Source organism: Cupriavidus sp. 21MJTG02-4, from assembly GCF_057798975.1.
This window is the reverse complement of the sequence record NZ_JBYOJP010000004.1, coordinates 22,519-45,951: the sequence shown is the minus strand read 5'-3', so window position 1 is coordinate 45,951 and position 23,433 is coordinate 22,519. Positions and strand designations below refer to the sequence as shown.

23 protein-coding genes are annotated in these 23,433 nt (G+C 65.6%); 10 read left to right on the top strand and 13 right to left on the bottom strand.

The window, feature by feature from the left end:
* Positions 1-29: 29 nt before the first annotated feature.
* Positions 30-1,403 carry an amidohydrolase family protein gene (locus AC3FKH_RS09505; protein WP_488674974.1) on the top strand — a complete coding sequence of 458 codons (1,374 nt, stop codon included), beginning with the start codon at positions 30-32 and terminating at the stop codon, positions 1,401-1,403.
* 13 nt (positions 1,404-1,416) lie between these two features.
* A complete protein-coding gene (locus tag AC3FKH_RS09500; protein ID WP_488674972.1) occupies positions 1,417-2,307 on the top strand; it encodes an intradiol ring-cleavage dioxygenase in 891 nt (296 codons plus the stop codon).
* A gap of 58 nt (positions 2,308-2,365) precedes the next feature.
* On the opposite strand, the gene AC3FKH_RS09495 is transcribed toward AC3FKH_RS09500, so the two are convergent.
* The 11 genes from AC3FKH_RS09495 to AC3FKH_RS09445 all read right to left on the bottom strand — a co-directional run bounded on the left by AC3FKH_RS09495 (position 2,366) and on the right by AC3FKH_RS09445 (position 15,875).
* Entirely contained in the window at positions 2,366-2,806 is a 441-nt protein-coding gene (locus AC3FKH_RS09495; RefSeq protein ID WP_488674970.1) for a nuclear transport factor 2 family protein, read from the bottom strand.
* Between the two features lie 861 nt (positions 2,807-3,667).
* The gene (locus tag AC3FKH_RS09490) at positions 3,668-4,927 is read right to left on the bottom strand and encodes a DUF1329 domain-containing protein (protein ID WP_488674968.1); all 1,260 of its coding nucleotides are present in this window, start codon (positions 4,925-4,927) and stop codon (positions 3,668-3,670) included.
* Positions 4,928-4,941: 14 nt separating this feature from the next.
* The gene (locus AC3FKH_RS09485) at positions 4,942-6,525 is read right to left on the bottom strand and encodes a DUF1302 family protein (protein ID WP_488674966.1); all 1,584 of its coding nucleotides are present in this window, start codon (positions 6,523-6,525) and stop codon (positions 4,942-4,944) included.
* 77 nt (positions 6,526-6,602) lie between these two features.
* Entirely contained in the window at positions 6,603-8,984 is a 2,382-nt protein-coding gene (locus tag AC3FKH_RS09480) for an efflux RND transporter permease subunit (RefSeq protein WP_488674964.1), read from the bottom strand.
* Positions 8,985-9,013: 29 nt separating this feature from the next.
* Positions 9,014-9,997, bottom strand: coding sequence for a WD40/YVTN/BNR-like repeat-containing protein (locus tag AC3FKH_RS09475; RefSeq protein ID WP_488674962.1), 984 nt, complete (start codon positions 9,995-9,997; stop codon positions 9,014-9,016).
* 372 nt (positions 9,998-10,369) lie between these two features.
* On the bottom strand, positions 10,370-10,717 hold the full coding sequence (locus AC3FKH_RS09470) for a YciI family protein (protein ID WP_488674960.1): 348 nt from the start codon (positions 10,715-10,717) through the stop codon (positions 10,370-10,372).
* 10 nt (positions 10,718-10,727) lie between these two features.
* Positions 10,728-11,804 (bottom strand): maleylacetate reductase, encoded by a 1,077-nt coding sequence (locus AC3FKH_RS09465; RefSeq protein ID WP_488674958.1) that lies wholly within the window; start codon positions 11,802-11,804, stop codon positions 10,728-10,730.
* Between the two features lie 16 nt (positions 11,805-11,820).
* On the bottom strand, positions 11,821-12,480 hold the full coding sequence (locus tag AC3FKH_RS09460) for an alpha/beta hydrolase (RefSeq protein WP_488674956.1): 660 nt from the start codon (positions 12,478-12,480) through the stop codon (positions 11,821-11,823).
* An 86-nt stretch (positions 12,481-12,566) separates the two neighbouring features.
* The gene (locus AC3FKH_RS09455; protein WP_488674954.1) at positions 12,567-13,526 is read right to left on the bottom strand and encodes a VOC family protein; all 960 of its coding nucleotides are present in this window, start codon (positions 13,524-13,526) and stop codon (positions 12,567-12,569) included.
* Between the two features lie 73 nt (positions 13,527-13,599).
* Positions 13,600-14,379: a citryl-CoA lyase gene (locus tag AC3FKH_RS09450; protein WP_488675614.1), complete on the bottom strand. Its 780-nt coding sequence runs from the start codon at positions 14,377-14,379 to the stop codon at positions 13,600-13,602.
* Positions 14,379-15,875, bottom strand: a complete 1,497-nt coding sequence (locus tag AC3FKH_RS09445; protein WP_488674952.1) for a class I adenylate-forming enzyme family protein — start codon at positions 15,873-15,875, stop codon at positions 14,379-14,381. The genes AC3FKH_RS09450 and AC3FKH_RS09445 overlap by 1 nt, the downstream gene beginning before the upstream one ends.
* Before the next feature lie 183 nt (positions 15,876-16,058).
* On the opposite strand from AC3FKH_RS09445, the gene AC3FKH_RS09440 reads away from it, so the two are divergent.
* The 5 genes from AC3FKH_RS09440 to AC3FKH_RS09420 all read left to right on the top strand — a co-directional run bounded on the left by AC3FKH_RS09440 (position 16,059) and on the right by AC3FKH_RS09420 (position 19,356).
* Positions 16,059-16,829 carry a GntR family transcriptional regulator gene (locus tag AC3FKH_RS09440; RefSeq protein WP_488674950.1) on the top strand — a complete coding sequence of 257 codons (771 nt, stop codon included), beginning with the start codon at positions 16,059-16,061 and terminating at the stop codon, positions 16,827-16,829.
* A 225-nt stretch (positions 16,830-17,054) separates the two neighbouring features.
* Positions 17,055-18,086, top strand: coding sequence for a DNA topoisomerase IB (locus tag AC3FKH_RS09435; protein WP_488675612.1), 1,032 nt, complete (start codon positions 17,055-17,057; stop codon positions 18,084-18,086).
* 171 nt (positions 18,087-18,257) lie between these two features.
* Positions 18,258-18,461: a hypothetical protein gene (locus tag AC3FKH_RS09430; RefSeq protein WP_488674948.1), complete on the top strand. Its 204-nt coding sequence runs from the start codon at positions 18,258-18,260 to the stop codon at positions 18,459-18,461.
* Between the two features lie 375 nt (positions 18,462-18,836).
* Complete coding sequence (locus AC3FKH_RS09425) at positions 18,837-19,082, top strand: type II toxin-antitoxin system Phd/YefM family antitoxin (protein ID WP_488674947.1); 246 nt, start codon at positions 18,837-18,839, stop codon at positions 19,080-19,082.
* Entirely contained in the window at positions 19,072-19,356 is a 285-nt protein-coding gene (locus AC3FKH_RS09420) for a type II toxin-antitoxin system RelE family toxin (RefSeq protein WP_488674946.1), read from the top strand. Before AC3FKH_RS09425 ends, AC3FKH_RS09420 begins: the two co-directional genes overlap by 11 nt.
* Before the next feature lie 68 nt (positions 19,357-19,424).
* On the opposite strand, the gene AC3FKH_RS09415 is transcribed toward AC3FKH_RS09420, so the two are convergent.
* Complete coding sequence (locus tag AC3FKH_RS09415) at positions 19,425-20,054, bottom strand: ParB-like protein (RefSeq protein ID WP_488674945.1); 630 nt, start codon at positions 20,052-20,054, stop codon at positions 19,425-19,427.
* A gap of 51 nt (positions 20,055-20,105) precedes the next feature.
* A complete protein-coding gene (locus AC3FKH_RS09410; RefSeq protein ID WP_488674943.1) occupies positions 20,106-21,140 on the bottom strand; it encodes a BON domain-containing protein in 1,035 nt (344 codons plus the stop codon).
* Between the two features lie 277 nt (positions 21,141-21,417).
* On the opposite strand from AC3FKH_RS09410, the gene AC3FKH_RS09405 reads away from it, so the two are divergent.
* From AC3FKH_RS09405 to AC3FKH_RS09395, 3 genes are all read left to right on the top strand, one after another.
* Positions 21,418-22,275, top strand: a complete 858-nt coding sequence (locus tag AC3FKH_RS09405; protein WP_488674941.1) for an SDR family oxidoreductase — start codon at positions 21,418-21,420, stop codon at positions 22,273-22,275.
* A 64-nt stretch (positions 22,276-22,339) separates the two neighbouring features.
* Positions 22,340-22,753: a hypothetical protein gene (locus tag AC3FKH_RS09400; protein ID WP_488674939.1), complete on the top strand. Its 414-nt coding sequence runs from the start codon at positions 22,340-22,342 to the stop codon at positions 22,751-22,753.
* Positions 22,746-23,372 (top strand): ParB-like protein, encoded by a 627-nt coding sequence (locus tag AC3FKH_RS09395; protein WP_488674937.1) that lies wholly within the window; start codon positions 22,746-22,748, stop codon positions 23,370-23,372. The genes AC3FKH_RS09400 and AC3FKH_RS09395 overlap by 8 nt, the downstream gene beginning before the upstream one ends.
* The last annotated feature ends 61 nt before the right edge of the window (positions 23,373-23,433 follow it).

Sequence of the window (23,433 nt, the reverse complement as noted above, 5' to 3'; positions counted from 1 at the left end):
AACCCCATAAAAAAACAAGGGAGACACCCATGCTGAAACGCACCCTCATCCGCAATGCCACGGTCATTACCGTCGACCCGAAGCTCGGCGACCTCGACCACGGCGACATCCTGATCGAAGGCAGCAAGATTGCCGCCATCGGCACCGGCCTGGAGGCGGGCGGCGCCGAGATCATCGACGGCACCGGCACCATCGTCATGCCCGGCATGGTCGATACCCACCGCCATGTCTGGCAGACCACGCTGCGCAATATCGCCGCCGACTGGACGCTGGACCAGTATTTCGCCGGCGTGCGCGGCCAGCTCGGCGAGCATTTCTGCGCCGAAGACATGTACACGTCCAACCTGGCGGGCGCGTGCGAAGCGCTCAATGCCGGCATTACCACCGTGCTGGACTGGTCGCACAACATGAACACGCCGGCCCACACCGACGGCGCCGTCAATGGCCTGCGCGATTCGGGCGGCCGCTTCGTCATGTGCTATGGCAATGCCAATGCCGAATGGCTGCCGGTCAGCAACCTGCCGACCTCGCGCGACGCGTACCGCGTCAAGCAGGAATACTTTTCCGATGCCGACGGCTTGGTGCAGATGGGCATGGCGCTGCGCGGGCCGCAGTACGCCACGGAATCCGTGACGATCGACGACTGGGCGCTGGCGCGCGACATCGACGCGCTGATCTCCGTGCACGTCGGCGACGGCGCGTGGGGCAAGAACCGTCCGGTGGCGTGGCTCGCGCAGCAGGGCCTGCTCGAAGGCGTGGTCTGCGTGCACTGCAACTCGCTCGCGGACGACGAGTTCCGCATCATGGCGGACCACGGCGCGTGGGCGTCGATGACGCCCGATATCGAACTGCAGATGGGTCACGGCTGGCCCGCCACCGGCCGCCTGATCAAGGCAGGCCTGGCCCCCACGCTCGGCGTCGATATCGTGACTTCCAACAGCGGCCACCTGTTCCAGGTCATGCGCACGGTGCTGCTGCTCGAACGTGCCTGGGCCCACCACCATGCCGACCAGGCCGGCACCACGGTGCAGCGCCTGCCCATCGATACCAGCGACGTACTGGCCTTTGCCACCATCAACGGCGCGCGGGCGCTCGGCATGGAAGACCGCATCGGCTCGCTCACGCCCGGCAAGCAAGCCGACCTTTGCATGCTGCGCGCTGACAACCTCGAAATGGCGCCGCTGAACAACCCGGTCGGCGCAGTGGTGCTGGCCGGCCACCCGGGCCTGGTCGATTCCGTCTGGGTCGCCGGCAAGGCGGTCAAGCGCCACGGCAAGCTGGTCAACGTGGACGTGGCCCGACTGATCGCCGAGCTGGAGCGTTCGCGCGACCGCGTGCTGGCGCTGGCTGGCGTTGCGCCCGGCGGGCGCTTTATCCCCGCGCCCTACCAGGCCGCTCACTGAACAGGAGAACACCATGCGAAACATGACAGAAGCCGAGCTGACCGAAGTTGTCGTGCAGCGCTACCAGAACACGCCCGACCCGCGCCTGCGCGAAATCCTGCAGTCGCTGGTGCGGCACCTGCACGCCTTTGTACGCGACGTGAGGCTGACCGAGGAAGAATGGATGGGCGGCATCCAGTTCCTGACAGCGGTCGGGCAGATCTGCGACGACAAGCGCCAGGAGATGATCCTGCTGTCCGATAACCTGGGCGTGTCCATGCTGGTCAATATGGTCAGCGCCGGCGTCGCGCCGGCCGCCACCGAGTCGACCGTGGTCGGCCCGTTCTACGTGCCCGGCACGCCGGCGCGCGAATGGGGCCAGTCGATCCAGCAACTGCCGTCCGACGAGATGCCGCTGTTCGTGCGCGGCCGTGTGCTGGACCTGTCGGGCGCGCCGGTGCCCGGCGCGCAGATCGAAGTCTGGCAGACCAACTCGAACGGCATGTACGACATCCAGGACCCGGAGCAGCCCGTCAATAACCTGCGCGGCTGGTATCGCACCAACGATGCCGGCGAGTTCCTGGTGCGTACGGTGCGTCCGGTGCGCTACCCGATTCCGACCGACGGGCCGATCGGCGAGCTGCTGCGCGCGACTGACCGGCACCCGTGGCGCCCGGCCCACCTGCACGCGAGGGTTACCGCACCAGGCTGCAAGCCGCTGGTCACCCATATCTTCGATGCCGAGGATCCGTACCTGGACTCTGACGTGGTGTTCGCGGTAAAGCAGTCGCTGGTCTGCAGGTTCGAGTCTGTGCCCGCCGGCGCGCGCGAGCGCGAGTATGGCTATGCCGGTCCTTGCCTGGAGCTTGGCTACGACTTCGTGCTGGAGCGCGGTACGGACACGGGCGTCATGTCGGCCTCCTGAGGCTCGCGGCCGCCGGGCATCGCCCGGCGGCGCTGCGGCAGCGGTTTTATGGTTTTATCTATGCCGACGCACGCGGCAGCCACGGATAGCGCCCGGTGTCGTTGTCACCATAGTCCGGATCGAGATACACATAGCACCGCTGGATACGGAAATCGCGGATCTCGAAAACATCGCACCAGTGGCCCGCATGGGTGACACCCGCACGCCACGCCTGCCCAGATTTCATGGTGCCGCTGGAGGTACCCTCCACCACAACCATGTCGCCCTGCTGGATGACATTGGCATGCGCGATATCGTGGCTCACCGATTCCAGGATACCCATCAGGTCCCGGAACAGCGATTCGATCTGCGCGCGTCCGCGCGCGATGCCCCATTTCGGGAAATAGAACGCAGCATGCTCGTCGAATAGATCCACTACGCTGTCGCCACGATCCATACGGCGGAAGTACTCCAGGGCAATGGACTTGCGCTGGTCGTCGGTCATTGGTCTGGTTTCCATGGTGTCTTGTCTTTCCTTGTCTCTTTTTAAAAGTTCTTCGCCGAATTGCGGGGGGGCGTGCTTGGCAGGCGCGGCTGTTTCGCCGGCGTAGCCGGCGACCTACTTTCTTGTCCAAGCGACAAGAAAGTAGGCAAAGAAACGCGTTTACTTGTCCTAACGGACGAATATTGATCGTAGTGTGCGACGAATTTCGTACGGGTATTCGCTTCAGAGTCTGTCCCGCTGCCTGCCGCATGGTGCGCGTCCACCCGAAGGCTCTCACACATTGATTGAACGAGCCCCGAACCTGTCCGTGGCCCGGGCTCTCCAGCTATATCGCATCATCGCCTTCGGCTGCGCTACGCGCGGCTCAGCAGTCTGACCGCGCAGGCCGGAGCTGAGACCAAGACAATGGTCCGTGTCCGTGTCCGTGTCCGTGTCCGTGTCCGTGTCCGTGTCCGTGTGCGGCAGCGATGGTGATGCGCCAGCTAACAGACTAGTGAGCCGCGTAGCAGCCGTAGGCGATGATGCGACAGCGTTCGCGGTGTCGGGCCACGGACAGGTTCGGGGCTCGTTCAATCATTGCCTGAGAGCCTGCATACGGGTGCGCACCACGCGGCAGGCAGCCGGGCAGCCTCTGAAGTTCATACCCGTACAACACCCTTGGCACACTACGATCAATATTCGTCCGTTAGGACAAGTAAACGCGTTTTTTGGTTACTTTTTGTCGCTCGGACAAAAAGTGACTCGCCGGCTCCGCCGGCGAAACAGCGGCGCCTGCCAAGCACGCCGCCCCAGCTCGTCCCCGAGCCCCAGCGTCGCTCGAAGAACAAAAAAAGCACGCCAGCGATGTTGCCGACGCGCCCCAAGTGCCCCAGTGCCTTACTTAGCAATAGTCTCCAACGCGCTATAACTCATATCAGTCTCCTTAATCTTCGCCTCATTAAGCTTGTAGCTGCGGAAGAGATAAATCGAAGCATGTCGGGCCTTGAAATCGATGATATCCCCCTGCACGGACGACGAGTACTTCGTACCATCCTCCCCCACCGACGGCGCCATATGGAAGTTGATGAACTTCCAGAACTCCCCCTTCTTGTCATAGGCTTCGCCCATGTAAATGCGCGGATAGTTCACGTCCATGTAGACGATCTTCTTGCCGTAAGGATGCTCCGAAGGCGGCGTGCCCTCGATCACCCAAACCTCGCGCGGCTGCCACGTCTGCACTGGATTCCAGTGCGGCGCGTTGCCCAGGTCTACCGTCTTCCATTCCTCCGGCGTCCCCTTCTTCGACGCGTTGTAGCCAAGCTTCGCGTCCGAAATCGCCAGGATCCAGCGGCGGCCCACCAGCTTGACCTTCGGATACCACGATGGGCGTGCATTCCACACATAGATGTCATCGTTCAGCACATCCAGGCCGCCCACCGGATCCATCCATGCGCCACCAGACAGACGGCGAGTCCGGCGGGCCGACTTGATGTACGCCCAGCTGTCCTCAAGCTTCGGGCTGTCGTAGCGTACGGTGAAGGTACCGACCCCCTTGATGTCCTCCGGCGCCGTCGCCACAAACAGTGTCTTGCTCAAGACGCCGCCATCGCCCACCACCGGCTTGTCGCCGCTGATCCGGCCCTTCATGTAGTAACGGATGAACAGCCAGTCCTGGGTCGACTCAAGGCCTTTGTCGCCGTTGACCATCAGGAACGTCGCCTTGTTGTCGATGACGTCGCCCTCCGGCGAGGCGTAATAGAAGTTCCAGATCAGCTTGTCGCCGGCAAAGGGATCGTTCTGGCTGACTTCAGGGAAGGGGATGCCGGCCACCCAGCCGGTCACTTCGCGGGTCTTCTCGTCGAACTGGGCCTTGCCCGCATTCTTCTTCGTCGCCTCTATGTACTTCGGGTCGAGCTGCACGGGCTTGGCATGGCCAAGGGGAATCTTCAGGCCTGTATTGCGGATCTGCCATTCGAGCTTGTCGGTCAGAAGGCTCGCGATCGTGTGGCCGTCGAACGTGTCGTTCTTGACCTTGTCGATATTGCCCTTGTCGATCACGGTGCCGGCCGGCAATTCCGCCGCGCCGGCCATGGCCGCGGCGGCGCTCAGCGCGGCGATGGCGCACAGCGCAAAGGCTTTCTTCCTGATGGATTGCATGGTTTGTCTCCTGCTTAGAACTGTCGCGTCAGGCGAGCGACGAATTGGTCATTGTTGGCAAACGATCCGAACAGGCCGGTCGAGTTTTCGATCTGGCCTGGCTGGCGCTTGTGCTTCGAGAAAAAGAGATCGGCCTCCAGCACCAGTCTCCAATGGTCCCCATAGGCGAACTCCACGCTCGGGATCAGGAAGCCGCCGCCGCCCTGCAGCGATGCGCCGGCTGCCAGCTGGGGATTGATCTTGTCGTTCTTGTAGTTCAGGCCAAGGATGACGGTGGCGATGGTCGAGTGCTGGCTCGCCGCCCTGCCATAGCCAACCATGTTGACGATGTCATCCGAGCGCTTGTAGTTCTGGATCCACTTGTCGAACACCTGGACCGAGAAGAACGACGGCCGGCTGGTGCCGAGGAACTTCATGAGGTTCAGGTTCTTGTCCATGCGCACCATGGTCGTGACCAGGTCCTTCTTGATGATCCCGCCGAACCCGGGCAGTGCGCCGCCGAAGAAATTGGTGCCGATGTTGTAGGGCGCATTGCGCGTATAGACCAGTTCCGTGCTCAGCACGGAATCGATCGCCGGCACATAGCCGCTGGCCGTGGCGCCGATCAGGTCGATCTTGGGAAAGATGAAATCGCCAAGCGCGCCGGTCGGGGTGGATCCCGAGGGCGCGAACGCCGAATTGACGACGGGATCGTTGTTGAAGGTCTTCAGATAGGCCAGCGAGTAGTTCACGGGGCCGGCCATCCCCTCCCATCGGACCCCGCCGGTCATGTCGGAGACCTTGGCACCAGGCGCGCGATAGTTGTAGTTCAGCGCGCCAGGCGCCAGGAAGTCCACGCCCTTGTAGGGTTGCCCCGCCCAGCGGCCGCCATAGAGGTCGTAGTTGTTGCCAACGTCGCGCAGGCGGTCGATGCCGGGCCGGAACAGCAACTGCAGGCTGCCGTCGGCCTCATGCACATCGACCTTGGCCTTGATCAGGAAGAGCGGCTTGCGCAACTCATCGCCTTCGCGCTCCAGGAACGAGCGCCAGCGATAGTCGAAGCCATTGACCAGGTCGAGCGCGCGAAAGAAGTCCGTCTCGCCCCACACGACCTGCTGCTTGCCGATGCGCAGGCTCACACGGTCTACCGGCGAGAAGTCCGCGTAGTATTCGCGCAGTTCGGCCTGGTTGTACTGGTCCATGAGCTGACTGCCAGGCCCGCCCGGCGAGTTCTGCCGGTTGAGGGTCTCCAGGTCGCGCAGATAGGTGGTCTTGTACTCCTGGTCCGCGCGCCCGACCACCTTCCAGGCAATCGGTCCGGTTTTCGCGTCCGCATCGAGCAGCAGCGAGCCGCGCACCATGGATGGCGAGAACCTGTCGTTGCGGCTGGTCTCCGGGTGGTCCTGCAGATTGAAAGACGTCCAGGCGCGGGCGTACCCGCCCAGGTGGAAGCTGTAGTTCTCCGCGTCCGCTTCGCCGTTGCCGCGCGTTTCGGCGCCCGCGACAGCAGGCTCGTCCGTCAGTGCCGCCCGGACACTGCCTGATCCAGCAAGGCAGGCAAATAACAGGCCCGCCGCGCCGGATTTCCGGCCTATCTCGTACCATTGATTCAGTTTCATCGTCTCCTCCAGCCAATATCGGTTTTCTTCTGTGTATCGATCCCGGGACTACTCTTGCGGTGACTACGCTTGCGGTATCACGCGGATATGGCGACCTCCCCGACACCGCCTGCCTCGTGCTTGCGCTCCGTCCTGACGATGAACGCCGGCCGGAACACCAGCACCATCGCCGGCATGATGAACAGCGCGCTGATCGCCGACACGAACAGCCAGATGGCCATCAGCACGCCCATGTCTGCCTGGAACCTCAGCGAAGACGCGCACCACAGCACGACGCTGGTGGTCAGCGTCAGGGCCGTCACCATCACGCCGCGTCCGGCACCATGCAGCGAGGCAATCGTCGCCGCCGTCAGGTCCTTGCCTTCGGCCAGCTTTTCCTTGATGCCATCGACGATGTAGAAGGCGTAGTCAACGCCCAGGCCGATACCCAGCGCGGCCACCGGCAGCGTGCTGAGGTTCATGCCAATGCCTTTCCACGCCATGTAGCTGAAGGTGATGGTGTTCGAGAGAATCACCGGCACCATGAAGAACATGCCCGCGGTCATCGAGCGGTAGGCCACTGCACAGCAAACCACCAGCACCAGCAGGGCGAGCGCGATGCTTTCGATCTGCCCGGCCAGGATCACTTCGTTGACCGCCGCCAGCACGCCGACCAGGCCGCCTGCCAGGCGGTAGGTGCCTTCGGCCAGCGGATGGGCTTCGACGTAGGCCTTGAGCCGCGACATGGCCGTGCGGATGCTGTCGCCGCGGTGATCGCGGAAGAAGAACGTCACCGACGCATCCTTCGCTTGAATGTCCGTGAAGCGAGCCATGTCGCCCGGATCGGAGCCGGACACGAACATGTACATCAGCTCCCCGTTCTCTTCCGCAGTACGGCCGGGCTCGAGGTAGCGCGGGTTGTTCTCGTTCAGCACGCGCCGCACCATCGGAATGACGTCGCCAATCGACATGCTTCCGCCGATTTCGGGCTGCGCCGCCATGTAGCGCTGCAGTCCGGCCATGCTCTCGAGTACGTGCGGCGCCTTCACCGCGTTCGGCTTGTTCCCGGAAAACACCGCGTAGAGCCGGTCGGCGCCCTGGAACTGGCGGTTGATCGCGGCCGCGTCGCGGTTATAGGAGGAGTCCGGCCACAGGATCGGTGAACCCGGCTGGGCATCGCCGACCTGAATGCGCGCGGCATACCAGGCGGATACGCCGAACACGGCGACCGTCGCGCTCAGCACGGCGTAGCGCCACCGCGTCGTGGCCGTGCGCACGCACAGGTCCAGCACGCGGTCCAGGTAAGGCCCCAGATCCAGCCGGTGGGCGTAGCCGCGCGGGTAGCGCACCCATGACAGCAGGACCGGCGTCATGACGCAGGCGCTGATCGCGATGGTCATGACCCATACCGTGCCGATGATCGACACCTTGTGCATCAGCGGGATCGGCGTCAGCACCACCACGATCATGCAGCCGGCGTCGGCAATCACCCCCAGCATGCCCGGCTTGAACAGCTGCAGCATGCTGGCCTTCGCGGCCGCCCGGGTCGTCGGCGCGCCCGCGGCGAGTTCCTCGTCGAAGCGCGACACCAGCTGCACCGCGTGAGAGATCGCGCGTGCGGTGATCAGGAATGCGATGACGATCACCAGGGGGTCCAGGTTGAAGCCGAGCAGGCGCGCCGTGCCCAACGCCCACGCAGCACTGCTGACGCCTGCCAGCAATGGCAGCAGCGTGCCGCGCCAGGTGCGGGCAATGATGAACAGCAGCAGCACCAGGCAGCCAATGGTGAACAGGAAGATCTGCAGCGTCTCCGGCAGGAAGTGCTTGACCCAGCCGTAGAGGATCGGCTCGCCGGTCACGCGCACGCGCACGCCGTCGCCACGCACCGAATCGGCGATCGACATCACTTGCGGGAAGATTTTGTTGTAGTCGGCCGCGTTCTCGTAGAAATCGACCGTCACCAGTGCCGACTTGAGGTCGCGCGAAACATAGGCGCCATAGACCAGCGGATTGTTCAGGACGGCCTGTTTCAGCTTGTCGATCCCCGCCTGGTCTTGCGGCACATCCGGCCACATCAGCGGATTGGAGTCGATCGCATCGGTGGAGCCGCGGATCTCCTTGAGCTTGCGCGAGGCCAGCGAGACGATCTGGAACTGGTTGGCGCCATCGACCTGCTGCAAGGCAGTCGTCACCTGCTTGACCTTGTTCAGGAACGGCGTGCTGAAGATGTCCCCGCTCTCGGCTTCCAGCACGACGCTGACCACGTTCGAACCGCCGAACGCGTGCTTGTACTGTTCGTGCACCTGGATGTAGGGGTGGCTGCGCGGCAGCAGGTCTTCAAAAACGGTCCTGACCTCGACCTTCGTCGCAATCCCCAGCATCGCGGCGGTCGCCAGGAAGAAGATCCCCGCGACCCACGCACGTCGGTTGATGCAGAACTCGACAAAGCGTTCGAGCCTGCTTTCCAGCATTCTTTTCATGTCTTCCTCCAGATACTCTGTTTGGCGCCTTACAGGGCGTTTTCCTCTTTGGCGCCCAGCCGCGATCCGGCCACGTAGTACTTGCCGTTCTGCACCCGCACCCGGGTGTACCAGCCGCGATCGTCCGGGGCGAGGCGCGTCAGCCGCCATTTGCCCGCGTCGCTTCCCGCCTGGCCTCCCGCTTCGCCGATCAGCACCGCACCCTTGTCGCCGACGGCGATCCAGCGCTTGCCGTCCCAGGCCACATCGAAGAGGTCCTCGTCCGTGGCCTTGCCGGCCGGCTTCCATGTCGAACCGCCGTCGTCGCTGACCAGCACGATTCCACTGAGCCCGACCGCCACGGCCTGGCCTGCATCGTTGAAGCGCACGGACATCAGGCTTTGCTTGACGGGACTCGCGACGCTGGTCCAGCTTTCACCGCCGTCCGCGGTAACGCTGATGCGTCCGAATTCGCCCACGACGCAGCCGCGCCGGCCCTGGAGCGCGATGCCGTTCCACGCGGCATCCTCGCCCTGCACCGGCGCGTCCCAGTGTTTGCCGTAGTCGCGCGAGCGCATCAGCACGCCCCCGCTGCCGACCGCCCAGGCGCTGCCGTCCTGGTTCGTCTGCACCCGCATCAGCTTGTTGCCCGCGGCCGCTTTCGGCGTTTGCGCCGCGGTCCAGCTTTGCCCCGCGTCATCGGTCGTGAGGACGACGCCTTCGTTGCCGACCGCGACCGCGCGGCGGCTGTCCCACGCGGCGATGTCCTGGAGGGTTTCCTGGCCAGGGGCGGCTTGCCGGCGCCAGCTGGTGCCGGCATCCGTGCTGTAGAGAATCTTGCCGTTGGAGCCGGCGGCCCACAGGGCGCCGTCGGGCAACGTGGCAATGCCGTAGAAGGCGTCGCCCCGCTCGACGAGCGGCTGTTCCACCGCGTTACCCACCGGCTTCGGCTTGACGAACAGACCGGCATACAGCAGCCCGCCGATGATGACCACCGGCATGCCGGACAACATGATGCGTTTGATGCGTTTCATGATTCACTGCTTCATCGTGAAAACTTCGACGGAAAAAGTCCGTTGCGAACGGCATGCGAACCGATCTCGGGGCGAACGACGCCCTGCCGGCCAGCAGCACATTGGCTTCGGGCGCAGGTCACCCTGCAGGGTGGTTCTGCGTCGTTTCAGCTTGATTGGGCGATGGCCTGCATGCATTGCCGCGCGCGGGCACGGCATGCCCACGTGGGCGAGCGCCAGGCGGGGTCAGGCACCGGTACGGCTACCGGCCGTTGGATGGCATGGTCATGATGTCTCCTGCGGATGCGCGATGCGGGCAAGGCACCGGTATCTCGATTTTTTTAATGGATGGGTGGCCCTTGCCGGACCTGCCGTGCCGGTGTGGCGCGCGCCTCAGCCAGTCGCCGCGCGGCTCGCCGCTGCCAGGGCCTTCTCCAGCTCCTCATGCAGGACGCGCGGGTTCGGATGCGGGGCAAACTGGAGCACGCGTTCGACCTCCACGTGTTCCAGCAGGTCGGCGCGGTAATAGGGTTCGTTGAAGATGAATGCTTCCGCCTGCGCACGTTCCTCGCAGTCGAGCACCAGGAACAGGCCACGGGGCAGCCGGTCTTCACCGCACAAGGCGCCCGCGCAGACAATGCCCGGCAACGCCGAGATGACATAGCGGATATGGTGCGGCCTGACCTTCAGCCGCGCTTCTCCTGCGCCTGCGCGGAAATTACCGCGAACGATGTATGACATGGTGGCTCCTTCAAGCTGTTCGCGGCGAACAAACCGGCATCAGGCCGTCGTACGCACGTTGCAGCAGTGCGCGGATCGGCGCCCGTTCGAACGGGCGTGGATTGGGATAGGGGGCGGCCATCACCAGGTCCGCCGCCCGGTCCAGGCCGTCGGCCGGCATGCCGATCTCGCGCAGCGAGCGCGGCACCCCCAGTGCGGAACCCAGCTCCCACATTCCCGCCGGCGCGGCATCGCGCCCGAGCGCGCGCGCGATGCGCGCCATGGCTTGCGGCGCCCACTCCGCGTTGTAGGCCAGCGCATAAGGCAGGATGACGGTGTGGACTTCCGCATGAGGCAAATTGAAACTGCCGCCCAGCGTATGGCACAGCTTGTGGTGCAAGCCCATCTGCAGATTGCCCAGCACGGTGCCGCACAGCCATGCGCCATACAGCGCATCGCCGCGGGCGTCGAGGTCCTGCGCCGCTCCGCGCAGGCGCGGCAGTGCCGTGGCCAGGGCGCGGATGCCCTCTTCCGCCATCAGGCTGTAGACCGGGTTGCCGTCCGGCGCGTACAACGCCTCAGCGGCATGCGCCATGGCGTTCATGCCGCTGGTCATGCTGAGCGCGGCCGGCAGGGTGAGTGTCAGCTCGGGGTCGTAGACCACTGCCCGCGGCGCGACGCGCCAGTCCCGCCCGGCCTTCTTGATCCCCGATTCCGTGATGCCATACAACGGCGTCATCTCGGAACCGGCATAGGTCGTCGGCACGGCGATGATCGGCAGGTCGGACGCCAGCGCAATGGCCTTCGCCAGGCCGATGGTGGAGCCGCCACCCACCGCGAGACAGCCGTCCGCGCCGAGCTCGGCAGCGGCGGCTACCGCTGCCCGCGCGACCTCGGCGGGCACATGCATCACGGCCTTGCTGTACACGCCGACGGAGCGGTCGCCCAGCAACCCGGCGATCTGGCCGCCGAGCGCGGCCTGTTCGGGGGTGGTCAGGACCAGCACGCGCCGGATCCCCAGATGTTCGAGTTCACGCGGCAATGACCGACGTGTTCCGGGACCAAAGACTACGCGGGACGTGCGCGTTTCGTGGACAAACGGCTCCATGCTGACAACTCCGGTTTCAATCTGCTTGCGGCGCGCAACGCGCCAATGCAATGTTTGCGAACGTAAGCTCGGTGTCGCGGATCGCGTGCTCGCATCCCGGCTCGACCACCAGCCTGACGTCGGCGCCCGCGCTACGGAACAGCCCGGCCGATTCCTGCACGCTGTCCAGCGGCACATGCGGATCCTGCGCGCAGGTAGAAAGCAGCACCGGCATCTCTCGCAGATGCGTCGGCACGACCTGCCTGGGCATCTGCGGCGGCCCGATCAGCCCGCCCGTGAAGGCGATCAGGGCGCCATAGCGGCGGTCCTGGCGCCAGACGAATTCGCTGCAAAGGCAGGCGCCCTGCGAGAAGCCGATCAGGACTTGTGACGCGTACGGAAAACCGAGCGCCACCAGCTCGCGGGACAGGAGATCCAGGCGCTCCAGCGCTTGCGAAAGCCGCGGTTCGTTGCGCGACACCGGTTCGATGAAGCGCTCCGGATACCAGGTGCTGTCCGCCGCCGCCGGGGCGAACCAGGCGATGTCGGACCGCCCGCTGCGATCCACCACCATCTCCTTCATCAGCGCCGGCGACTGGCCGCGGCCATGCACCAGGATTGCTGCCATGGCGGCATCCCGAGGCGGCGCGCCAAAGGCACTCACCGGCATGCGCAGGTGTGGGTTGAGTTCTGACATACGATTCGAGCCGTGTCGGGATGCGCGCGGGCGGCGGTGCAGTGCGGCCGCTGCCCGCTCGCGCTGTTAGGGTTAAGGGTTGCGGGTCAGTACTTCAGCGATTCCAGCGACCGCAGGATGCTCTCGCGCTGGCTTTCGAACTGCGGCGCGATCTGCACCACGGCGCCGAGGGTCTCGTACGGTTCGTCGACCAGGAAAGCCTGCGGCTTCGACACCGTGGCCTCGAACAGGGCCCCGCTCGGGGTGCGCACGTAGATCGATTCGAAATACCCGCGATCCTTGCGTTCCGACGTGTCGGTGAAGCCAAGGCCTTCGAGCCTGCGCTTGAAGTGGTCCTGCGCAGCGTGGTCCTCGACCTGGAACGCGCAGTGGTGGACCGTACCCGAGCCATAGGTCCAGCTGGCCTGCGGCATGGCCGTTTCGAGCGCATAGTCGACGAACTTGCCGGAGCCGCCTTCGCCGAATGCATAGCGCGCGTACTTGCCGTCGCGCGCCACTTCGCGGCCAGACCAGCCGGCATCCATGAATTCCTGCGTCGGCTCCATCTCGCGCACATTCACCGCAATGGTGTGCAACCCGCGGATCGCCAGCTCGGCCGGTACTTCGCCGTTGGAATACGGCTTGCGCGCATCGTCGGCAATGCCGATCAGCTCGTACTCGATGCCGCACGGATGCGCAAATGCCAGCACGTGCTCGCCAAAGCGCTCGGAGCGGCGGACCTCGAAGCCGTGGTCGCGCAGGCGCTTCTCCCAGAACGGGATGGCGGACACCGGCACCGACAGCGCCAGGCTGCCGATCTGGCCCGTGCCGCGCGTGCCCTTGCGGCCGAAATGCGCCACGGGGAAGCAGGTGATCAGCGTGCTTTCCTCGCCGATATCGTTGCCGTAGTACAGGTGGTAGAAAGGCGTGCCGCCGTCGTAGATCAGCGTCTTCTTGACGCTCTTGAGCGAAAGCACCTTGGTATGGAAGTCATAGTCTTCCTGGGCGGTGCCGACGTTCAGCGTGATGTGGTGGTGGCGCTGGATGGATGGGGTGGCTTGGGTCATGGCTGTGTCTCCAAAGTTTGTTGTGCGGCGGTGGTGCCCGGGCCCGTCGCGGGCCAGGCACGGTCGTTCCCGCTCAGGCCGTCGAACGCGCGCCGGCCATGGCGTCGTCAACCAGGTTCCAGATAAATCGGCCGGATGGGTCGCGCTGTTCTTCGGCGATATGCGCAATCAGTCCCGCCGCCCGGCTCAGTACGGCAAAGCCGCGCATCAGCGCCGCGGGAATGCCGATATCGCCGAGGATCGCGGCAATCGCGCCGGTGGCGTTGATGGTGATGTGGCGTCCCGCGGCCGCGTCCACTTCGGTGGCCAGCAATGCCAGCGCGGCGCACCGTTGGCCGTACGTCCCGAGTTCGCGCGCCAGGTCCAGCAGCCTGATCGCGCGCGGATCGTCCGGCCGGTGCAGGTGATGGCCGAAGCCCGGCATCGCGCGGCGGCTGGCGCGGTATTCGCCCGCAATGCGCCTGGCTTGCGCCGCGCCGTCGTCGCCCGCGGCCACGATCTGGTCGAGCACTTCGGCGGCGGGCTCCATGGTGCCCACGAACTGGCTGGCCACCGCGAGCAAGCCCGCCGCCACGCCCGCCTGCAGGTTCTCCGGCGAGCTGGCGTAGATCATCCGTGAAGCGATCGCGCTGGGCGTCATGCCGTGTTCCATCAGCGTCACCAGCACGGCTTCGACAATCTGCCGCTCGGCCGGCGATGGTGTCCGGCCAAAGGTTTGCTTCATGAAGACATCGACAAAGCTGGCGCGGCCGAGCAGGTCTGCCACCAGGTTGTCTTCGCCGTAGTAGACCGCCTGCTCCGTGTAGTGGCACAGCTTCGTGGCGGGCGCGGGTGTCGCGTCGGTATGGGCCATCATTTGCTCCCGTTATTCACGATGATTTCCCGGACGGCCGGCTTCAGCACCTTGCCGACCGCACTGCGCGGCAGCGCCTCGAACAGGTGGACCTGCTTGGGGGTCTTGACCGAACCGAGTTCGCGCTTGACCAGCGCGATCAGGTCATCGGTATCGACGTTCATCCCGGGACGCAACTGCACCGCCGCATGGACGGCCTCGCCCCATTTGGCATCGGGCACACCGACCACCGAACAATCGGCCACTGCCGGATGGGCTGACAGCACCACCTCGACATCGCTCGGATAGACGTTGAACCCGCCGGTAATGATCACGTCGCGGATGCGGTCCCGCAGGAAGAGATAACCGCGCTCGTCCAGCACGCCTGCATCGCCCGTGCGCAGCCAGCCATTGACGAGGGTCTTGCGGGTCTCCGCTTCCGCGTTCAGGTAGCCGCTCATCACCAGGTCGCCGCGCACGGCGATTTCACCCTCCTCTCCGGCTGGCAGCGGTCGGCCTTCCTTGTCGACGATGGCGACGCAGGTCAGCAGTGACGGACGCCCCACCGAGGCCAGGTTTTCTCCGGTCATTTCGTGCGGAGGAAGGAAGGTGATGATCTGTGGCGCTTCGGTCTGTCCAAACGAGGTGCACACCACCGGCCCGAATGCCGACTGGGCATCGCGGATCTGCTCGGGGCGCATGGGCGCACCGCCATAGACCAGGTATCGCAAGGCGCGCAGCGCACGGGGCGAGCGGCGCTGCTCTTCCACCAGCGCCATGACCAGCGTGGGCGGCGCAAAGAACAGCGTGGCGTCGTGCGCGTTCGCGGCATCGAGCAATGCCGGCGCCTTGACGTACTCGGGGAAGATCAGCGCGCCGCCTGCACCGAGCAACGGCAGCATATAGGTCGAGGTGCCATGGGTAAGCGGCGCGGCGACGAGGTAGCGGTCGTCCGGCGTCAGTCCCAGCTCGTGGATCTGGGTGGCAATGTTCGTGTTCCAGGCTCGCAGCGGCTGGATCACGCCCTTCGGGAACCCCGTGGTGCCCCCGGTGAACTTGATCGCCTGGGCTTCGGCCAGGTCGATGCCGGCGTGCGAGCGCGGCCCCATCATGACCGCGGCAATGTCGCCCGACCGGCCGGCAAGATCCTCCAGCGCACGCAGGCTGGCCGGGATGCCCGCCAGGCGCTGTGCCATCTCGCCGTCGGCCAGGACCAGCGACGGCTCGACGAACTCGACGATGCGGCGCAACTCGGGATCGCCGTTGCGCGGATTGAGCGGTACCCATACTTTCCCGGCGGCCAGGATGGCCAGGATGGCCACCAGGTGATCGACGGAATTTGCCGCCCCCACGCAAACCCTGCTGCGCGGTTGCGGATCCATGGCCGTGAGTGCCGCGGCCCGTTCCAGTACGAGGCCGGCCAGGTCGCGGAAGGACAGATCGCCTGTGGGGCTGATGACGGCCACCCGGTTGGGGTGTCGGGCGGCGGCGCGCCACAGAAAGTCGATGGGATACATGCTCGGGAAATCTCCGTAAGGCCAGGACTAGGTGCCTTGAATCTCCAACTCAATCGCCACAGGCACCGCATCGATGGCCGAACTATAGGACTTTGTTCGAACAATCGAATATTAGGAGAAACCCTGCCGACTGCGATATCATGTGGCTCTCCCGGCAACGAAGCCGCCGCAACAGCGATCGCCATGGAAATCGAAAACGACACCTATCCCGCCGCTTTGGCGGCCACGTCGCCGCGTCACCTGGACCTGGCGCGGACCCTGATGCAAGCCATTGCGAAGGGCCAGCCTCCCGTCGGCGAACTGCTGCCGACCGAGGTCGAACTGTGCGAGAAGTGGAACCTGAGCCGCTACGCCGTGCGGCAGGCGATACAGAAGCTAAGCAGCCTTGGCATGGTGACCAAGCAGGCCGGCATCGGCACCCGGGTCGTCTCGGACCGGCCGCGGGAACGCTACCTGCAGGTCATGGACACGCCCGCCGACCTGGTTGGCTACGCACAGGGCACAACGCTGCGAACCTCTGTATGCGAACGGATCAAGGCCGACGCCACGCAGGCCGCACTGCTCAGGTGCGAGCCGGGCGCATCGTGGCTGCACATCGCCGGTATCCGATCTGGCGGCGATGCCGCGCAAGAGCCCATTGCGCTGGTCGACATCTATGTCGACCACGCCTATAGCAAGCTGCCGGAACTGGGCGAGGTGCTGAGCGCCCCCGTGTACACGATGATCGAAAAGGCGTACGGGATCAAAGTGACGCGTGTCGAGCAGGAACTGCAGGGCTACCTTGTGACTGGCACGCAGGCCGAGTGCCTGCGGGTGGAAGACCGCTCCGCCGGACTGCGCATCATCCGCACGTATTTCCTGCGCGACAAGGTGATCGCCGTGACCACGGGCATCCATCCGGCAAGCCGGTTCAGCTATTCGATGAGCTACCAGCTGACCCAGGAACTCAGGTAAGCGTCGAAGCAGCGGAAGGCCGCCCCCCCTGTCACGCCGCGCGCCGCTTCGATCCGTCCCCGCGTTGTCCGCGCCCCTGTAGGACAGCACCCACTGAACATTCGCCACCCGCTCCATACAATGAAATGGTCCGGCGCACCGCCCGGTGCGCCGCTGGCCTGCACAAGGAGCGGAGCAATGCGAGCATCGGAAGGCTGCTGCGCCGAGGCCACCCTGGTGGGTGGCATGGACGAAGACGCCCAGGCCGCATTGCGCGAAGCAGGCCTGCACTACGTGGACGACAGCATGCCGGGCATTACCCGGCGCCGCCGCGGCAGCGGCTTTACCTATGTCGACGCGCATGGCAATCGCGTGCGCGACGCCGCCACGCTCGCCCGCATTGCCGCACTGGCCATTCCACCCGCCTATGAATCCGTCTGGATCTGCGCCGACGCCAACGGGCACCTGCAGGCCACGGGCCGCGATGCGCGCGGCCGCAAGCAGTACGTCTACCACGTCGACTGGGGCGCGCTGCGCGACACCGACAAATATGCGCGCCTGCCCGAGTTTGGCAGGACCCTGCCGCGGCTGCGCGGGCGGGTCGAGCGCGACCTCGGCCGCAACGGCATGCCACGCGAGAAGGTCATTGCCGCTGTCGTGCGCCTGCTCGACGCCACGCTGGTGCGCGTCGGCTCGCCGCGCTACGCGCAGCAGAACCGCACCTACGGCCTGACCACGCTGCGGCGGCGACATGTCAGCGTGCATGGCAGCAAGCTGCGGCTGCAGTTCACCGGCAAGAGCGGCATCACGCACGACGTGTCGGTCAACGATCCGCGCGTGGCCCGTGTCGTGCGCAGCTGCGCCGAGTTGCCGGGCCAGTGCCTGTTCAAGTATGTCGACAGCGAAGGCGACGTGCGCGAGATCGGGTCCGCCGACGTCAATGCCTACCTCCGCGACGTCAGCGGCGGCGACTTCACGGCCAAGGATTTTCGTACCTGGGCCGGCAGCGTCCATGCCCTGGCGCTCCTGCGCGAGGCCGCACGCGCACCCGCCGCAACCGAGGCCCAGCGCCGAAAGGCCGTGGCCGACGCCATCAAGACGGTGGCGCAGCGCCTGCGCAATACCGTCGCGGTCTGCCGCAAGTGCTATGTCCATCCCGCGGTCATCGATGCCTTTCTCGCCGACGCTACGGAAGGTGCCGCGGTTCCCGCCCGGACACACCTGCGCGCGGACGAGGCACGGCTGCTCAGGCTGCTGGAGAAGACGGGCACCGCGTGAGTTCCCCTTCCAGGCGGCGACTGCCGTCGCGCCTGACCGACCCCAATAAAAGTGCCGCGCTCGACCGTCATCGCGCCCACTGTACGAAAAGCGCGGAATACGGACAGTTTTCGGACACCCGCTCCGGCGTTTAATTCGCCAATATGACCGGAACATGAAGGGGAGCCCAATATGTCCGACTTCCGAGACGCAGTCGTGCTCAATCGCTACATTGGCGAAACCAGGGCAAAGGTGAAGGCGCAGGAGAGTCGGTTGAAAAAGCTGAAGGAAGCGGGTCAGGACGACCAGGAGGCCGACAGGTTGCTACAGGTGCTGCGAGGCGCCCTTGCCGCCCTGGAAACGCGTGCCGCACAAGCCCTGCAGACGATGAAGTGACCACCCCGGCAGTTCCCGCCGCTGGCTTGCCTCAGTAAACGCCAATGGCGGGGACCGGGAACGGGACGGGCTGACGCTGTGCGCGCGCTTCCCAGCCCAGACAGGGTCGAAGAACAGCTCCTCGAAGGTGACGCGGGCATCGCGCCCGTTCCGGTTCCGCAACGTGGGAGACGATCAGCTTCGTGCCTGGCGGTCATGGTCGCTCCCCATCAGCCGCGCGACAGCCACCACACCGCAAAGCCGGCTGCAGATCCGACTGCAGATATCAATTGCCGGTTAAGTGCCATTAAAAGCACTCCTATCAATCGCGCGTTGACAAGACCGCTTAACAGATCTATTTTCAGGTCATTTAACCAGTCTATTCGGAGAGTCGATATGGAAACGATCCTTGCGAATCAATCTGTCGGGATCTCGGAACTCAAGTCGAACCCGAACTTGGTCATCGCGCACGCCGAAGAAGGCGTCGTGGCTGTGCTTAACCGCAACAAGCCAGTCGCATACTTGCTGACCGCCAGGCAATACGAAGTGCTGACGGAGCGTCTGGAAGACTACGAGCTCGCCGAGTTGGCGCGAGAGCGCATGAACGAGCCTAGTGTCGAGGTGGATCCGGATGCGCTATAAGCTGGAGTTCAAACTCTCAGCGAAGAGGGAATGGGACAAACTTGATGGCGACATACGCACGCAACTTGGAAAGAAGCTGAAGGAGCGCCTGGAACATCCCCGTGTTCCAGCTGCTGCACTTCACGGCTTGCCCGACTGCTACAAAATCAAACTGCGTGCGCGTGGATATCGGCTTGTCTACCAAGTAAGGGACGATGTAGTCGTGGTGGTAGTGCTCGCGGTAGGCAGGCGCGACGATATCTACGACGACATCCAGAGGCATCTTCCACAATAGCCCCGTGTGAAAGCTGCACCGGCTCCATCCCCCGGTTGCAAGGCCGGGGCAATGCTGCAGGACCGCAGTCAGCACAGCCGGCCGATATAGCCCGGCAGTGACCGGGCCTCTTCACTTTGGGCCAGGCGAAACGCGCGCACCAGCGCCGCTGCGAAGGACTGCTGCGAGTCCAGCGGGCCGTCGATGTGGCGCCGGAAGAAGTCCGCCCACCGGAAATCGGGATACGCCTCGCGGACCTTGCGGTAACCGCCCGCCAGCTGCACGAACGCTTCAAGGCTGCGATACGGGTCGTCGCGCATGTCGTGGATGGACGCCGGCAGCTCGGTCAGCGGCCGGCGTTGCCCGTGCTCGTCATAGGGATGCACCATGTGCTCCGCCACCATCCATTGCCAGAACGCGTGCGCGTCGAGCCGGCTCAGGTCCCGGCGGACGATCGCCGGTGCGTGCGTCAGGCCGAGGTCGTGCCACGCGCGCACCCAGTGGTGATGATCGACCACGTAGGGCACCTGCTCCGGGCCGATGATCACATGCACGCGATGCCGGTCCAGGAACGCCGGCCTGCGCGCGGGCGCTATGCGGCGCGTTACGTGAACCTTCTGGGCAACGTGGTAGGCCCCTATCGTGATCTGCGTGGGATGCAAGGCGTCGAGCGGCATCATGAGCTTGCTGTCGTCGCGAAGGACACGGGGTTGGCGCATGCTCGCACGGCGTTGAAATGGCGCGGCGGGCAAGCCGCCGTGCCGTGTGGCTCAACTCTTGTTAAGCGTGCGGTTGGGCGGCGTGTCCGCGCCTTCCAGGTGGCCCGCTACGGGACCCGCGCGTTCCGTCCCCTGGTTGCGCTGCACGCGCAGCCGGTTCTCGACCTCGTTCACGCCGAACACCGCCTCCGCGATTTCCTCGATCACGTATTTTTCGCGCCGGGCCTGTACCGTGCCTTCGAGCATGACGACGCCATCGGAGACTTCCACCGAGACGTCGGAGACGTCGACGTTCGGGTTCATCGCCAGCCGTTCGCACACATCCTCGTGCACGCGTTCATCGGGACGCCGGTAGCCCTTGGGCCCGACCGGCCGCCGCGCGGAACTCGAGGCGCCGCCGCTGCGGCCGCGGTCGCCCGCATCGTCGCGGTACAGGCGCTGGCCGCCGCTGTACGACTGGCCGCCACTGCGCGAATCACCGAAATACCCGCCGCCATAGGCAGGCTGCCCGCCGCGCTGTGCGCGGTCGCGCTCCATGCCTTCGTCCCAGTGCATCGCGCGGCCACCGCGGCCGCCTTGCATGCGGCGTGCATCGTCGCGCTCGCGGCCGCTACTGCCGCCCGCGCCGGAATCGAAGCTGCCCTCATAGTTGCCCGAGTCGAAGCCGCCTTGTCCCCACTGCTCGCGCTGCGAGCCTTGCGAGCGCTGCGAGCCTTGTGAGCCCTGGGAGCCCGGGGAGCGCCGCTCGTGCTGCTGGTACCCGCTGTCTCGCGCAGACGGCTGGTAGCCGCCGTAGGTGTCGCTGTAGGGATTGCCCCGGCCGCCCATGTCGGCGGCGCCGTAGCCCTGTTCACCCCAGCTGCCGCGCGGCTGGCCTGCCGGCGTGTCCTGCTGGTGCCAGGCGCTGCCGCGCGAAGATTCGCCGCGCCAGTCCTCGCCCCACTCCTGGCCCCAGTCTTCGGAGCCGCTGCCCTGGCCTTCATCGCGCCCGGCACCGTGTCTTTGCTCACCCCGTCTTTGCTGCTCCTGCCGCCCGTAGTCGCCGCCTTCGCTGCCGCTGCCGCGGCCCTTGCGGAAGTTGAACATGTCTAGCCTCCTTGCAATCGTGGCCGGGCGGGCTGCCTCCCGCCGGACCGCATCGAGTACCAGCACACCGCAAGAACCGTGCCCCGGAGCATTTGCGGCGGCGTGGCGAGCATCACAACGGTAGTTCCTTCACACCAGCGTCGCGCTGCGGTAAGGATTTCCATGCAGGTGTAAGGCTTACGGCAGCCTGCCTCGCCAGCTGCACCGTGACGCAGTGCCGCGCCGAGGCATGGAACTTGCGCGAGGCCCGTCGAAACGCCGCTTTCAGGAGCACGCCATGTCGACGCCCAAAGACCTTCCGCCGCAACACCAGGACCGGCAGCCCGGCCTGCAGAGCCCCATGCACCCGCAGCCCGACAGCGGTGCCGACGACTATGTCGGCAGCGGCCGGCTCGCCGGCAAGATCGCGCTCGTCACCGGCGGCGACAGCGGCATTGGCCGCGCCATTGCCGTGGCTTTCGCGCGCGAGGGCGCCGATATCGCCATCGCTTACCTGAACGAGCATGCCGACGCGCGCGAGACCGTCAGGCTGGTCGAGGAAGCCGGACGCAAATGCGTGTCGCTGGCCGGCGATCTCGCCGACGGCAGCCATGCCGAGGCCGTCGCCGCGCGCGTGATCGACGCCTACGGCCGCCTCGACATCCTGGTCAACAACGCCGCCGAGCAGCATCCGAAGCCGTCGCTGGAAGACGTCGACGCCGAGCAGGTGGAAGCCACGTTCCGCACCAACGTCTTCGCGATGTTCCAGCTCACGCGGGTGCTGCTGCCGCACCTGAAGAAGGGCTCGTCCATCCTCAACACCACCTCGGTCACCGCGTACCGGGGCAGCGCGCATTTGCTCGACTACTCGGCCACCAAGGGCGCCATCGTGTCGTTCACGCGCTCGCTGGCGCTGCAGGTCGTCGGGCGCGGCATCCGCGTCAATGGCGTGGCGCCCGGCCCGATCTGGACGCCGCTGATCCCGTCCACGTTCAGCGCCGAAGAGGTCGAGGAATTCGGCAAGAAGACGCCCATGGGCCGCCCAGGTCAGCCGTTCGAGGTCGCCGCGGGTTTTGTGTTTCTGGCGTCCGACGCGGCCAGCTATATCACCGGGCAGATCCTGCATATCAACGGCGGCGAGGTGGTGAACGGATAGCAGCATCCGCTCCGCCTGGGCAGCCCTGGCGGCACAGATTTTCGATTGCAGCAGGAGAGCAGCCATGTCACCGATCGTATTCGGACGGTTCGAGACCGTCGCCAGCGCCGAAGATGCCGCGCGCGCCCTGTACGCGCACGGTTTTTCCGTCTGGGATGTCTCGATCCTCTCTGCCGCGCCGGAGGCCCGGCACGCGGGCGTGACGCCGCGCGTGGTGCTCGCGGCGTGCGTGCGCCGGGCCAATCCGTCGGTCGCCGTCGACGTGCTGCGCGAAGCCGGCGCCATGGACCTGGACCGCACGCAAGGCAACTGGGACGGCGGGCGCTGGACCGATTTCGACCCGGCCCTGCACGGGCAGCGCCGCGATGCCGCCCAGCCGGTGGCGCGCGAAGCGGTGGACTCCGAAAGCACCGGCAACGAAGACCCGGGCAGCGAACTGGAGCAATACGTCGACCAGCAGCGCTCTAGCCATGATTAAACGGCGCAAGGCGATCGCCGAACTGGCCCGACTGCGTCCGACCCAGCTCACGCTGGGGTACATCCATGTGCGCGACAAGATGACCGCGACGCGCCGGCACCAGGACCCTGGCGACCGCGCCGCGCTGCGCCGGTTCCTGCGCTGCCACCGCATCAAGACCGTGTTGGGTCCGGGCGGCACGCTGTTCATCGCCGATCATCACCATTGGGCCCGGGCATGGATGGAACTCGGCTATCGCCGGGCGCCCGTGTGCATCCTGCATGACTTGAGCAAGCTTTCCCCATCGGCCTTCTGGAAGCGCATGGATGCGCTCGGCTACGTGCACCCCTACGACGAACTCGGGCAGCGGCTGGGCGTCAAGGCGCTGCCTGCCAGCGTCATGGGCATGCGCGACGACGCGTACCGCAGCCTGGCGGCCTTCGCGCGCCAGGCCGGCGCCTATCGCAAGCCTCCCGATGCGGCCGGCGACTTCCGCTGGGCGGGCTTCCTGCGCGAACGCGTGGCGGAAGACCTGAGTTCGATCGGCGGCTTCGCGCTGGCGTTGTCACAGTCCATCCGCCTGGCACGCAGCACCGCCGCGCGCCGGCTGCCCGGTTACTGCGGCGCCGCTTCGGCATGAGCGTCCCCGCGCCCCGGAATTGCCGTGCCATGTCTCCGGCCGCACACCGGCCAGGCCCGCC

What these genes read in the sequence shown, in the direction of transcription:
- AC3FKH_RS09445 (WP_488674952.1), bottom strand. Translation starts at nt 15,875, where the DNA reads ATGTATCCCATCGACTTTCTGTGGCGCGCCGCCGCCCGACACCCCAAC.
- AC3FKH_RS09495 (WP_488674970.1), bottom strand. Translation starts at nt 2,806, where the DNA reads ATGGAAACCAGACCAATGACCGACGACCAGCGCAAGTCCATTGCCCTG.
- AC3FKH_RS09395 (WP_488674937.1), top strand. Translation starts at nt 22,746, where the DNA reads ATGATTAAACGGCGCAAGGCGATCGCCGAACTGGCCCGACTGCGTCCG.
- AC3FKH_RS09505 (WP_488674974.1), top strand. Translation starts at nt 30, where the DNA reads ATGCTGAAACGCACCCTCATCCGCAATGCCACGGTCATTACCGTCGAC.
- AC3FKH_RS09430 (WP_488674948.1), top strand. Translation starts at nt 18,258, where the DNA reads ATGTCCGACTTCCGAGACGCAGTCGTGCTCAATCGCTACATTGGCGAA.
- AC3FKH_RS09485 (WP_488674966.1), bottom strand. Translation starts at nt 6,525, where the DNA reads ATGAAACTGAATCAATGGTACGAGATAGGCCGGAAATCCGGCGCGGCG.
- AC3FKH_RS09415 (WP_488674945.1), bottom strand. Translation starts at nt 20,054, where the DNA reads ATGCGCCAACCCCGTGTCCTTCGCGACGACAGCAAGCTCATGATGCCG.
- AC3FKH_RS09460 (WP_488674956.1), bottom strand. Translation starts at nt 12,480, where the DNA reads ATGTCAGAACTCAACCCACACCTGCGCATGCCGGTGAGTGCCTTTGGC.
- AC3FKH_RS09465 (WP_488674958.1), bottom strand. Translation starts at nt 11,804, where the DNA reads ATGGAGCCGTTTGTCCACGAAACGCGCACGTCCCGCGTAGTCTTTGGT.
- AC3FKH_RS09470 (WP_488674960.1), bottom strand. Translation starts at nt 10,717, where the DNA reads ATGTCATACATCGTTCGCGGTAATTTCCGCGCAGGCGCAGGAGAAGCG.
- AC3FKH_RS09450 (WP_488675614.1), bottom strand. Translation starts at nt 14,379, where the DNA reads ATGGCCCATACCGACGCGACACCCGCGCCCGCCACGAAGCTGTGCCAC.
- AC3FKH_RS09425 (WP_488674947.1), top strand. Translation starts at nt 18,837, where the DNA reads ATGGAAACGATCCTTGCGAATCAATCTGTCGGGATCTCGGAACTCAAG.
- AC3FKH_RS09420 (WP_488674946.1), top strand. Translation starts at nt 19,072, where the DNA reads ATGCGCTATAAGCTGGAGTTCAAACTCTCAGCGAAGAGGGAATGGGAC.
- AC3FKH_RS09455 (WP_488674954.1), bottom strand. Translation starts at nt 13,526, where the DNA reads ATGACCCAAGCCACCCCATCCATCCAGCGCCACCACCACATCACGCTG.
- AC3FKH_RS09435 (WP_488675612.1), top strand. Translation starts at nt 17,055, where the DNA reads ATGGACGAAGACGCCCAGGCCGCATTGCGCGAAGCAGGCCTGCACTAC.
- AC3FKH_RS09480 (WP_488674964.1), bottom strand. Translation starts at nt 8,984, where the DNA reads ATGAAAAGAATGCTGGAAAGCAGGCTCGAACGCTTTGTCGAGTTCTGC.
- AC3FKH_RS09405 (WP_488674941.1), top strand. Translation starts at nt 21,418, where the DNA reads ATGTCGACGCCCAAAGACCTTCCGCCGCAACACCAGGACCGGCAGCCC.
- AC3FKH_RS09400 (WP_488674939.1), top strand. Translation starts at nt 22,340, where the DNA reads ATGTCACCGATCGTATTCGGACGGTTCGAGACCGTCGCCAGCGCCGAA.
- AC3FKH_RS09490 (WP_488674968.1), bottom strand. Translation starts at nt 4,927, where the DNA reads ATGCAATCCATCAGGAAGAAAGCCTTTGCGCTGTGCGCCATCGCCGCG.
- AC3FKH_RS09475 (WP_488674962.1), bottom strand. Translation starts at nt 9,997, where the DNA reads ATGAAACGCATCAAACGCATCATGTTGTCCGGCATGCCGGTGGTCATC.
- AC3FKH_RS09500 (WP_488674972.1), top strand. Translation starts at nt 1,417, where the DNA reads ATGCGAAACATGACAGAAGCCGAGCTGACCGAAGTTGTCGTGCAGCGC.
- AC3FKH_RS09440 (WP_488674950.1), top strand. Translation starts at nt 16,059, where the DNA reads ATGGAAATCGAAAACGACACCTATCCCGCCGCTTTGGCGGCCACGTCG.
- AC3FKH_RS09410 (WP_488674943.1), bottom strand. Translation starts at nt 21,140, where the DNA reads ATGTTCAACTTCCGCAAGGGCCGCGGCAGCGGCAGCGAAGGCGGCGAC.